This is a genomic window from Chitinophaga agri, from assembly GCF_010093065.1.
Taxonomy (GTDB): domain Bacteria; phylum Bacteroidota; class Bacteroidia; order Chitinophagales; family Chitinophagaceae; genus Chitinophaga; species Chitinophaga agri.
Map to the genome: position 1 here is coordinate 246,054 of NZ_CP048113.1, position 12,933 is coordinate 258,986.

The following is a 12,933-nucleotide window of genomic DNA, read 5'->3' on the forward strand; positions in this document are numbered from 1 at the left end:
GGTAGTATCGGTATGGAAGTCCCGTATTGCCTAATTTTTCCGGGTACTAAGAAATTTGTGCTAAAACGATTACATTAGCTGGCAGTTAGAATTAGCGATGCGACAAGATTATTCCACGTATACCGATGAAGAGGTATTCCTTCTTGTTAAAAAGGGGGACAACGACGCATTCGGAGAGATATTCAGGCGCTTCTGGCAGGAACTGCTGGATGCAGCATACAGGCGCGTAAAAGTACAGGAAACAGCCATGGAAATGGTACAGAGCTTACTGGTCAACCTGTATATCAAAAGAGATAAGATAGTACTCAGCTCATCTCTCCGTAATTATCTGCATATATCACTGAAAAATAAAGTACTGAACGCAATACGGGCTGAAGTGGTCCGCAACGGCTACCAGCAGCATGCATTGGCGGAGCGTAATGTTTACCAGCCTGATGCCGCGACTGCCCTGCAACTTAAAGAACTGCAGGAACAAATCGATGCGTCCTGTGCGGAAATGCCGGAGAAATGCCGGGAGGTGTTCTACCTGAGCAGGAAGGAACACCTGTCTTATCAGCATATTGCACAACGCCTTGGGATCTCAGTCAATACCGTGGAGAAACACATGGTAAAAGCCCTGAAAATATTGCGTTCACGCCTGAAAGAATACAACTTCACCCTGTTCTGGTTGTTAGTTATCGTGCTGCTTGGATGGGAAATCTTTTCTAAATTTTGAAACACAATGGCGGTAAGACATTTTTCAGGTGTCTAATGTTATAGAAACTATGGACATAAGCAACACCAGATTAAAGGAATTATTAGATAAATATCTAGAAGGAACTGCCTCTGCGGCGGAAATCCGGGAGATAGACGAATGGTATGGCGCTTTCGAATCACATCCCGGGCTGACAGACCAGTTAAATGCAGGTCAGCGTATGGCGCTGGAGCAACTGCTTTTCTCCCGGATCAGCCGGGAGATCGGTCATGCTCCATCCGGATTGAGAACCGTACATGCCCGTGCCCGGTATTGGTGGGCTGCAGCTGCAATCGCCATTTTACTTGCTGCTGGTGGTGGTTTCTGGATGATAGATCGCACACGTCTTCAGCATAACACGCCGGTCATGGTGGAAGATATCGCAGCAAAAGGCACTACCAGGAAGGTCACGTTACCAGATGGTAGCACCATGTGGCTGAATGCGGATAGTAAGGCCCGCTATGACAAAAACGATACCAGGGAAATCTGGTTGGAAGGAGAGGCCTACTTTGAGATCTCACCGCAATCCGAAAAGGTCTTCATGGTGCATGCTGCCAGTGTGGATGTACAGATCCTGGGCACCAGCTTTAACATCTGCGCATACGAGCCGGATGACTCAATTACGGTTACCGTTTCCAGTGGTAAGGTGGCTGTTCAGACATCGTTCAACGCCTCTGTTCCTGTAGCTGCCAACCGGCAGGCCGTATACAATGCAGTCAGCGGGCAGATAAAAACGTCCGTTACACCGGCAAAAGATGCCATCGCCTGGAGAGAGGGATTACTGATCTTTAAAGACATGCGTTTTGAAAGTATTGCCCGTACCCTGGAACGCCGGTATAATGTGCGTATTCGCTTCGACAAACAAAATACAGCGCATGCGGTATTATCAGCCAAATTTGGCAGAGAAGCTACTTTAAATGATATACTCCGCATGTTATGCGACATATATGGTTTCAACTACCGGCAGGAACCAGGGAGTGACGACTACCTGGTATATGATGATCAGTAACATCAGTAGCCGGCAATAATGGCCCGGAAAAGTGATAATGGTAAGTTATGAAAACAGCATACTGGAATGGCTGCACCTGAAGACTGTGCAAATGGTCTGCATGCTATTCCTATGCCTGTACCTCTGCATGACAGGCAGCCAGGCTTCTGCACAGCAGGAAGTTAACTTACAACGGACACTGGTAAACATCCATGTGGTCAATCAACCTTTTGATAAGGTATTTGAACAGATAGAAGCTACCACTGACTTCCGGTTTGTGTTCAACCCGGCGGAGATCGCCCGTAGTGGGAAGGTCTCAGTCAGTAAGAAAAATATCTCCGTGGGGCAGGTACTCCGCCTGCTGCCTGCGCCTTTACAATATGAGCTGAGGGGCAGAAATATACTGATCATGGAAGATAAGACCCTGCTGACAGCTCCGCCGGTAAAAACGCTGCATACAGGCCGTATTTCAGATGCTGAAGGGCATTTCCTGCCAGGTGTCAGCATCTCGGTAAAAGGAACGGTACGCCGTATGATCTCTGATCAGGAAGGTACATTTTCTATCGAGGCTGGTCCGGCAGATACATTACGTTTCTACCTGCTCGGCTTCCAGGAGCAGGAGCTGCCCGCTTCCCTTATCACGGAACACCAGATCATATTACAGCCAGGTTCCGCTGCGCTCAGGGAAGTGGTCGTGATCGGTTATGGTTCTGCCAGTAAGGAAAACCTGACAACGGCAATCGGTACTGTAAAGGGAGAGCAACTGACTGAAAGGGCTACTACTTTCAATGTCATGCAGGGACTTGCCGGGAAAGTGGCCGGCGTAAGTGTCATGCTGAATTCCGGTAAACCCGGTGGTAATCCGATTGTGAAAATAAGAGGTACCGGCTCTATCAATGCTTATAACGGGCCGCTGTATGTGGTGGACGGTATAGTGGGTGCCGATCCGCTGAATATCGATCCGAATATCGTGGAATCGGTAGATGTGCTGAAAGACGCGGCTGCCTCCGCGATCTATGGTGCCAGGGGCTCCAATGGTGTTATTGCTATTACTACCAGGAAGGGCGGTAAAAATACACCTGCGATCTCTTTCCGGAATACGGTCGCTTTTGCCACGCTCGCCAGGAAGATCGACCTGATGGATGCGACCGAAGCTTTGGAAATGTTCAGACGGCAATATGAGTATCTGCCAGGACGTACAGCGCCTCACCTGGATGCGGCAAGACATTTCTCGCGCAGGGACGACCTGTTCAATGCTGATGGTACTCCTAAATACAATACGGATTGGCAGGAGGAAGCCAGCCGGCTGGCGCTGTCCCATGAACATGCGTTGTCATTTTCATTGGGTAAAGACGATATCTCTGCACTGGCTGGTGTTTCCTACAATGATCAGCAGGGCATTCTGATCAATAGTTATTCCCGCCAGGTGAATGGGTTTATCAACCTGGGCTGGAACGTCAAGAAGTGGTTGCATGTGCAGACCGTGATCAACAGTGGCGCCTTCAAACAGAATAATGTTGACATCAATACCTTCGGCCTGAATGCGGTCAGACAGATCTACGAATTCCTGCCATTTTTCCCGGTCAGATATGCCGATGGCACATACTCCCGGAAAGGAGATTATCCGGGTGCAGAGAACTCGGAAAATCCTGTCAGATTAATGAATGAGGTGCAGTCTGTTGCAGGGCGTACCTATACGATGGGAAATCTGCTGGCGACTTTCTATTTTAGTCCAAAACTGCAGTTTACGGCCGGTGTCAGCGGACAAACAGGCGCTTCCTACAATCTGTACTTTTCCGGCAGGGATATTATCGGCTATTCTGATATACAACAGGGTGTCGCCACCAGGGGACATGGGAACTCGGCTTCCTGGACATCGGAAGACTATTTTACCTGGAAAGATCATTTTGGTAAACATGCGCTGACCGGCGTAGCCGGCGCCAGCTGGTATTACTTTGCCAATATGAATACACAGGCGGGAAGTGAAGGTTTCTTCGATAACTTCTTTTCGTATAATAGTCTGCAAACCGGACTGGTGCCACAGCGCCCGCAATCCGGTGCCAGCAATACTGCTATGAATTCATTTTATACGCGGTTTAACTATGATTACGATAACCGCTATCTGTTCGGTATCTCTGTCCGGGCAGATGGTTCGTCCCGCTTCGGTGCCAATAACAGGTATGGCTATTTTCCCAGCTTTTCGGCAGCATGGCGGGTATCATCTGAGCCTTTTATGCGGAATATCCGGAGCATCAGTAGTCTGAAGCTACGTGTCAGCTATGGTATAGTGGGCAATTCGGATATCGGAGATTATGTAACGCAAAGCAGGATCAATAGCGGCCAGACTCCTTTCGGAGGACAGCCGGAACCTTCCGCCACACTTGGCGGATTAGGCAACCGTAACCTGAGATGGGAGAGGGCGCATCAGCTGAATATAGGAATAGACGCTTCGCTGTTTGACAGGAGACTACAGTTGACAGCGGATGTATACAACCGTGTGACAAAAGACCTGCTCTACTTTAAATTATTGCCTTCCACCTCCGGTTATGAAGGTGTCTTTGATAATATTGGTTCCATCCGCAACAGAGGCGTTGAACTATCCCTGGCTACAGACAATATCCGTGGCCGTCATTTTGCCTGGAACACTTCTTTCATCTGGTCGATGAACCGGTCCCGTGTACTGGAACTGAATGGTGATATTATGTATCCATGGGCCGGCAGGATTATGGAAGGAAGGCCGCTGAATGAGTTCTATGGATATCAGCGTTTGGGTACCTGGCGCACCAGCGAGGCTCCGGAAGCTGCTGTTTATGGTAAGAAACCAGGTGATCTTAAATATGCTGATCTCAATCATAATAAAGTGAAAGATGCCGGTGACAGAACCGTGCTGGGTAATGGAATGCCTGACTTTGAAACAAGTCTCGTCAACACATTCAGCTACGGTAATTTGTCACTCGCGGTAGATCTCCAGGTGATCTATGGTCATAGTCTGGCAAACCTGACCCGCCTGATCATGGAAAACGCCGCACCGGCCACTAATAGCTATGCCAGTCTGCTGAATGCCTGGACGCCGGCGCATCAGGGTGTAATGAACGCTGCGCTGCGACTCCCGGGGGATGGGTATGACAGTGAGATCGATAGTTATAATATAGAAAAGGGGTCTTTTCTGCGGGTGAGGAATATATCACTGGGCTACCGCCTGCCAGCTGCGTGGCTGAAGCTTTGTCGTATGAGATCGGCCGTACTGGGCGTCAGTGCAGAAAATTATTTCCTGTTTACAAAATACAAAGGATATGACCCGGAAGCATCTTCATTTGATGGAGACTTTAACCAGGGTGTAGACCTGTATCAGTATCCGAAAGCCAAAACGATGGCTGTCACATTTAACGTAACATTCTGAATAAAGGAATTGAGATGAAAAGAATGCTATTATGGCTGTCAATGGTTGCGGTCTTTACTTCCTGCGCCAACTTCCTGGATGAAGAGCCGTCAGGTGTCATCGGACTGGAAGATTATTACAGGACGGCTGAACAGATCAAAGCGGCAGTGAACGGTACCTATGAAGGATTGTCCATTCCCTTCGCACAGAATATAGGCGTAGCAGTGAGTCCGGTCTATTCGATCGAGTATATCACCGGTTATAGTAAACGTCCACGTCCTTCAGGATCTGAAGATGATCAGTTCCTGAGACTGGACAGACTGGATGCTGCCAACTCCCGGTTGCAGGGATGGTGGAATGCTACCTACTACCCCGTAGAGAACTGTAACAGTGTGATAGCGCATGTGAGTGTCACGAAGCTGATAGATGAAGCAACAAAGCAGCGGTATCTTGGACAGGCCTGTTTCCTGCGTGCCTGGTATTATTTTCAGGGGGTGCAGCTCTTTGGAGATATTCCGTTGAAGCTTACCACTACTAAGGACCCCAATGATATCAGGATACGTCGCTCTCCGAAAGAAGCCGTGTATGAGCAGATTGTGAAAGACCTGATCAGGGCAGAGAACAGCGGATTGCCCTGGGTCGATCCGAGTGGACATATCAGCCTTGGTGCTGTCAAAGCATTACTGTCAAAAGTATACCTGACAATGGCTGGCTATCCGCTACAAAAAGGGATCACCTACTACGAAAAAGCCTATTCCAAGGCGAAGGAAGTGATCAGCAGCGGACAATACGCGCTGGTTGATACCTATAGTGAGCTTCGGAATATGGCGAAGCAGAATACAGGTGAACACCTGTTCATGCTGCAACGCCACCCGACGATGGCGCAGAGTCAGGTGCATGGGGCATTTATGCCTTATCCCAGTCAACCGGTATCTATACAGCCGTCTTATGGTGGCGCGATGGCGCCTACCGCCGCTTTTTATAACGCTTACGCAGCTGATGACAGACGCAGACAGGAACAGGCGTTTTTCTATACGCAGTATCCGCGTTATGATAATCCTTCAGAGATCGTGATACTGCCAATGCCGTACATTTATAAGTTCTGGGATGCTGAGGCGGAAAAGAGCGGCCGGTCAGGCGCCAACTTTCCACTGATCCGTTATGCCGATCTCCTGCTGGTATGTGCAGAAGCGAAGAGCCAGCTGGATGGCGGTACGACGAACGATGCCGATGCAATAGCAGCTTACTATGCAGTACATCATCGTGCTTTTCCTGCGTATGTACGACCAGCGACCGTAACAACAGATGAAATACAGAAGGAAAGATATTGGGAACTCTGCTATGAATTACAAACCTGGTATGACATGCTGCGCACACGAAAGGCATTTGATGTCGAACATGGTCGTATGGTGCCTTTACAAGGTTACAAAGCACCTAACCATCTGAGAGCATTTGATCAGCAGGACCTTGAATTTCCACTGCCACAGGCAGAAGTTCAGAAAAACCCGGATTTAGCACTTTAACGAGATGATGAGACATACTTTTACAGGCCTTACGGTGTTGCTCACCGTAGTGGCCGGGCACTCCTTTGCCCAGCAACAGTACTTTATAGACGGTTATCACGGGGGTAGATACGGACATTACCCGGCAGGGTATACCGGGTATATCGTTGAACAATTACAGGCTAATCCCGACTGGAAGATCAACCTGGAGATAGAGCCGGAAACCTGGGATGTGGTGCGTGTGGAAGAACCTGCGGCCTATGCTTCATTGAAAAAGATCTTCGCTGACCAGTCAGCGGCCGGACGCATTGAATATGTGAATCCCGGTTACGGACAAAGCTACCTCTACACCGGTTCCGGCGAGAGTATGATCCGGCAGTTCACTTATGGCATGCAGAAGATAAGGGCGCATTTTCCGGAAACAGTGTTGACGACTTATTCGAGTGAAGAACCCTGCTTTACCAGCGCGTTACCACAGGTGCTCCGGTCATTGGGATTTAAATACGCATCACTGAAAAATCCTAACACCTGCTGGGGTGGGTATACCCGCGCCTTCGGTGGGGAACTGGTCCAGTGGCTGGGGCCTGATGGTAGTAGTCTGCGGACTGTTCCCCGATATGGTTCAGAAGCATTGCTGGAAAGATCTACCTGGCAAACTACTGCCTGGAATAATAACACGGACTATATACGATCAGCTGTAGCGGCAGGTATCCAACACCCTGTCGGAATGTGTTTACAGGATGCTGGCTGGCGTGTGGGCCCCTGGCTGAAGCAGCATGCGCGTTATGAAACCTGGCGTAACTATATCGGTCATGTGGCAGATACCACAAAGATCACTCCCTGGAAATTAAGCCAGGAAGATATACAGGTCAGTCTCGTATGGGGATCGCAGGCGCTCCAGCGCATCGCACAGCAGGTGAGAAGGGCGGAAAATAAACTGGCTGCGGCGGAGAAGTACGCAGCTATCAATACTATTCGCCAGCATAGTCCATGGCCACAGATATCATTAGACACTGCCTGGAAAGCGTTGCTGCTCGCGCAGCATCATGACTGCTGGATCGTGCCTTACAACGGGCAAAAAGGTGATACCTGGATCGATAAAGTGAAGAACTGGACGGATGTGACACTCGCTGTAAGTGATAGTATGCTGCTACAACAGCAGGCCACCGGCGATCTGATACGTGTAGTGAATACGACGGCACATGTCCGCGAAGAATGGGTGCATCTTTCCCATTACGGCGGACATGCGCCGGAGGTGAAAGACCCTAACGGCAAACCTGCAAAAGCCTGTCTCCGGCAGGATGGTTCACTTGTATTCAAAGCAACCGTTCCTGCTATGGGATATACCGTGTATCGGATCAGCGAAACAGGTAAGCCTGCTACCTTCCCCGCCCATGGCAAAAGGTTGCCGGATGGCCGCTACAGGATAGAAACAGACAAATACCTGATGGTGATCGATCCTGCTAAAGGCGGTGTGATCAGCAGTCTGATAGACCGTGCTGCCGGCAACCGTGAACTGGTAGATACCAAACATCGCCGTGGCTTCAATGAATTGAGAGGCTATTTCTATAATGAGTCCGCATGGCATTCCAGCATGGATACCATAGCGACTGTACGCCTGAAAGAGGATAATCCTGCGGAAGTTGTCGCTGAGATCAAAGGATACATCAGTGGGCATCCCTTTACGCAACTGATCACTCTCACCAATGGAGCTGCCGGAATTGATATGCAGCTAAAAATTGACTGGCAGGGAGCGCCTGGTATTGGTGCACCACCAGCAGTACACTACCGGGCGGAAGACTACCACAAGGCGTTCTATAATGATAGTTTCAAGTTACAGGTGCTCCTGCCTGTGAACCTTGCGCAACAACGGATCAGCAAAGACGCACCCTATGATGTAACAGAAAGCAGGTTGAGTAACACCTTCTTCAATACCTGGGACAGTATCAAAAACAATGTGCTGCTACACTGGGCCGATGTGACCGATGGTAAGACGGGGCTGGCATTATTTACTGACCATACCACCAGTTATGTGCACGGAGAAAACTATCCGCTGGGTTTTACTGTACAGTTTACCGGTACTGCGTTGTGGGGCCGTAACTACACGGTCAGTGGTCCCACGGAAGTACATTATGCGATCCTTCCTCATAGTGGCGCCTGGGATGCAGCAGGTGTCAGTGCTGCGGCTACCCGTTGGTGTGAACCCCTGCTGACAATGCCCACCATCACACAGGACGTGTTTTCACTGCTGACGGTAACAGATAAAAACTGGGAGGTGCCTGCTTTACTGATGGATGGCAACGATCTGCTCATCAGGATATATAACGCTGCAGGTGATGAAGAGGAGCATACGCTATCTGTCACTGGCACAGCGGAAGCGGCTTTACTGGAGCAGTTAAATGGTCAGCTGATCGCCACCCTGCCATCAACGCAAACAAAAGGTAAGACTGCTATCCGGTTGGCCATTCCGCGTTTTGGAATCCGTACTATCCGTCTTAAAAATTTAAACGTACATCAATAATCCACTCCATATGAAGAAACTACTCTGTTCCGTTTCGCTTTGCCTGACGGCAGCCGTATCTACCCTTGCCCAGGTAAAACCTTTCAGGCAGCACGACCGTGTGATTTTCGTTGGTAACAGCATCACAGAAGCGGGTGCTTACGTGTCATACATCTACCTCTACTACATGACGCATTTCCCTAACAGGAAACTGGTGATCATGAATGGGGGGATTGGTGGCGATAAGGCTGCCGATATCTACAGACGTTTAGATTACGACATCCTGGCAAAAAAGCCGGGCGTGCTGGTGCTCACGTTCGGTATGAATGATACCGGTTATTTTGAATTCAATGGCGATGATGCAGAGAAAACTGCTAAAGAGCGGATAGCGGCCTCCCGCCGTAGTTATGAGCAGATAGAGCAGCGTCTCCTGAAACTACCCGGTGTACAAACCATTCTGATGTCTTCTCCGCCCTATGATGAAACCGCAAAGATCAAAGGTAATTACTTTAAAGGTAAACATAAGGCCATGGAGGAGATCGTAGCTTTCCAGGAGGCAGCCGCCAAACAGCATAACTGGCCTTTTGTAGATCTTTTCCGTCCGATGACAGACCTGAATAACCATCTGCAGCAAAAGGATACTGCATTTACCATGATCGGGCCTGACAGGATACATCCAGGTAATGCGGGTCACCTGGTAATGGCTTCGTTATTTCTCAAAAGCCAGGGGCTGAGCGGGCAACCTGTTGCTGACGTACGTATTGATGCGGGCAGTGGTAAACTACAACGGGCGACCAACTGTAAAATAACGGGTCTCTCCGCCGTTGCTGGTAAGGTCACTTTTAATTATCTGGCAGGTTCATTACCTTTCCCCATAGATACTGTTGCCCGTGTCTGGGGTAATGAGCAGAAGCAGGCGGATGCTCTCAGCTGGATCCCTTTTATGGAAGAGTTTAACCGGGAGATGGTCACTGTTGCCGGCCTGCCTGCTGGTGAATACAATCTGCTGATAGACGGTCACCGTATCGGTAAATGGTCTGCCGCGGCACTGGCTGCAGGCGTCAATCTGGCCACGCAGACGGAGACGCCGCAATACAGACAGGCACTGTCCATCATGCAGCTGAATATGCGTCGTGCAGAAACAGAGTCTCGCCTGCGCCGTTACTATTGGGTACAGGGCAACTTCTTTGACAAGAAGCAACTCCTGCTGAAGGATAATGCAGCTGCCCTGGACAGCGTGCGTAAGTATGCACAGACGGATGGGATGCTGCGTTATCATGAAGAGAATTACGAAACAGCCATGTACAAGGAGTTACGTACCGCATGGCTACAGGAGATCGATACAATTGTAGACCTGGTGTATCGCCTCAATAAACCCGTTTCCCATAAAATTGAAATCGTTAAAATTTAACATTGTGAAGATGAGGATGAAGATACTTACGGCCACGGTTCTGCTGACGCCCTTCGTTAGTCAGGCACAGCAACTGGCTGATTATGTCAACCCATTCATTGGTGCAAGCACCAGTACCGGTGCTGCCGGCATTTATCATGGTCTCGGTAAAACATTCCCCGGTGCTGCCACTCCCTTCGGGATGGTGCAGCTGAGTCCCAATACCATTACTGGTGGAGACAACGGTTCCGGCTATAGTTATGAACATACAACTATCGAGGGCTTTGCTTTTACCCAGATGAGTGGGATCGGCTGGTATGGTGATCTGGGCAACTTCCTGGTAATGCCTGCCACAGGTCCGTTACAAACGGCTGCCGGTTCTGCCGATCATCCGGAAGAAGGATATCGTTCCGGTTATGCAAAAGAATCGGAAAAAGCGTCCGCCGGTTACTACGGTGTAAAGCTGACGGAGCACAATATTAAAGCAGAGATGACAGCCGCCCCGCACAGCGGCATTTTGCGTTTTACTTTTCCAGCCAGTAAACAGTCGCGTATACAGGTGGACCTGGCCCGCAGGGTAGGGGGCACTGCTGTATGGCAGGAGGTGAAGGTGATCAATAACAATACGATCGCTGGTTATATGCGCTGTACGCCTGATGGCGGTGGTTGGGGCAATGGTGATGGTCAGGCTGACTATACGGTATACTTCTATGCACAATTCAGTAAACCGTTGTCAAAATATGGAGTGTGGAGTGCTGATATTCCGGAAGGATGGACGCGTAAAAGAGAGGACATTGAAAGTGACCGTTACCAGCAGCAGATCGCCAAGGCAACTATATTACCCGGCGTAAAAGAGAAAGCGGGGAAACACCTCGGCTTTTACACTGAATTTGCTACCCGCGAACAGGAAGTCGTACTCATGAAAGCGGGTATTTCTTTCGTGAGTATCGATGGGGCAAAGGCGAACCTGGAAGCTGAAATAAAGGGCTGGGATTTTAATGCGGTACAGCAGCGCACCACACAGTTATGGAATCAGGCCCTGGGGAAAATAACGGTCAGCGGTGGTACGGAAGAAGAAAAGAAGGTATTTTATAGTGCCTTATATCACACCATGATTGACCCGCGTCAGTGTGCGGACGTTGACGGTAAATACAAAGGGGCTGACGGCAGGATATATACTGATAAGAACTTCCGCAGACGCACCATCTTCAGTGGCTGGGATGTTTTCCGCAGTCAGATGCCTTTGCAATCTATCATCAATCCGGATGTCGTGAATGATGAGATCAATTCGCTGGTCAAACTCGCTGATGAAAGTGGTCGTCACTATCTGGAACGCTGGGAGCTCCTCAATGCTTACAGCGGTTGTATGATCGGCAACCCGGCTGTTTCCGTGATCACAGATGCCTATGCCAAGGGTATCCGCAATTTTGATGTCGGGAAGGCGTATAGTTTTGCGAAGAATACGGTAGAGAAGTTCGGCAATGGCCCCAGGGGTTATGCTACAGGAGGACTGAGCATATCGCTTACCCTGGAGTATGCCTATACGGACTGGTGCCTGGGCCGCCTGGCGGGTATGCTTAATAAGCAGGCAGATGAGCAGACCTACACGGCACGCGGCGGCAATTACCGCAATGTGTTTGACAGCGCAAAGGCCTGGTTCCGTCCCCGTAATGACGACGGCAGCTGGCAGGACTGGCCGGAAGAAGGTCGTATGCGTCAGGGATATGGTACAATTGAAAGCAGCCCTTACCAGCAGGGTTGGTTTGTGCCACAGGATGTTCCGGGTATGATCGCATTGATGGGTGGCAGGGAAAAAGTGCTGGCAGACCTGACCAGCTTCTTTGATAAAGCACCTCGGAACATGATGTGGAATGATTACTATAACCACGCCAATGAGCCGGTACATCATGTGCCTTTCCTGTTCAATTACCTGGGCGCTCCCTGGTTGACGCAGCAATGGACACGTGACATCTGCGCGCGTGCTTACCATAACTCCGTAGAAGGGTTAGTGGGCAATGAGGACGTGGGACAGATGTCTGCGTGGTACGTGCTGGCAGCAAGTGGCATACACCCTGTTTGTCCGGGCAGCACCCGTTACGAGATCACCAGCCCCGTCTTTGATACTATCACCGTAAAGTTAAACCCGCAATATGCCAAAGGGAGGTCTTTTACTATAGCCACCCGTAATAACAGTCCGGTCAACCGTTATATTCAGCGGGCCTGGCTGAACGGTCAGCCTTATTCCCATGCCTGGATAGACCATAGTGATATTACCCGCGGGGGAACGTTGCTGCTGGAAATGGGAAAAGAACCTAATAAAGAATGGGGGATAGAAGCTGTTGAAAATAATGTAGTTAAGTAATAATATCTGCTCCCTGCACAGGCGCAGGAAGGTCATTTTTGATAAAATAATTGTTGGGATGGCGGTAGCGGTTTTCTGA

7 protein-coding genes are annotated in these 12,933 nt (G+C 49.7%); all 7 read left to right on the top strand.

All coding sequences use genetic code 11. The features are described 5' to 3' along the window. The first annotated feature begins 97 nt into the window (after window positions 1-97). From GWR21_RS00945 to GWR21_RS00975, 7 genes are read left to right on the top strand one after another with little or no spacing between them, the layout of a single operon-like run. Window positions 98-715, top strand: coding sequence for an RNA polymerase sigma-70 factor (locus tag GWR21_RS00945; RefSeq protein WP_162329914.1), 618 nt, complete (start codon window positions 98-100; stop codon window positions 713-715). Window positions 716-764: 49 nt separating this feature from the next. Then, the gene (locus GWR21_RS00950; RefSeq protein WP_162329915.1) at window positions 765-1,742 is read left to right on the top strand and encodes a FecR family protein; all 978 of its coding nucleotides are present in this window, start codon (window positions 765-767) and stop codon (window positions 1,740-1,742) included. A gap of 37 nt (window positions 1,743-1,779) precedes the next feature. Further along, window positions 1,780-5,121 carry a TonB-dependent receptor gene (locus GWR21_RS00955; protein ID WP_162329916.1) on the top strand — a complete coding sequence of 1,114 codons (3,342 nt, stop codon included), beginning with the start codon at window positions 1,780-1,782 and terminating at the stop codon, window positions 5,119-5,121. A 14-nt stretch (window positions 5,122-5,135) separates the two neighbouring features. After that, complete coding sequence (locus GWR21_RS00960; RefSeq protein ID WP_162329917.1) at window positions 5,136-6,623, top strand: RagB/SusD family nutrient uptake outer membrane protein; 1,488 nt, start codon at window positions 5,136-5,138, stop codon at window positions 6,621-6,623. A gap of 4 nt (window positions 6,624-6,627) precedes the next feature. Further along, a complete protein-coding gene (locus GWR21_RS00965) occupies window positions 6,628-9,123 on the top strand; it encodes a glycoside hydrolase family 38 N-terminal domain-containing protein (protein ID WP_238430116.1) in 2,496 nt (831 codons plus the stop codon). A gap of 10 nt (window positions 9,124-9,133) precedes the next feature. After that, complete coding sequence (locus GWR21_RS00970; protein ID WP_162329918.1) at window positions 9,134-10,513, top strand: SGNH/GDSL hydrolase family protein; 1,380 nt, start codon at window positions 9,134-9,136, stop codon at window positions 10,511-10,513. Window positions 10,514-10,529: 16 nt separating this feature from the next. Further along, the gene (locus GWR21_RS00975) at window positions 10,530-12,854 is read left to right on the top strand and encodes a GH92 family glycosyl hydrolase (RefSeq protein WP_202929025.1); all 2,325 of its coding nucleotides are present in this window, start codon (window positions 10,530-10,532) and stop codon (window positions 12,852-12,854) included. The last annotated feature ends 79 nt before the right edge of the window (window positions 12,855-12,933 follow it).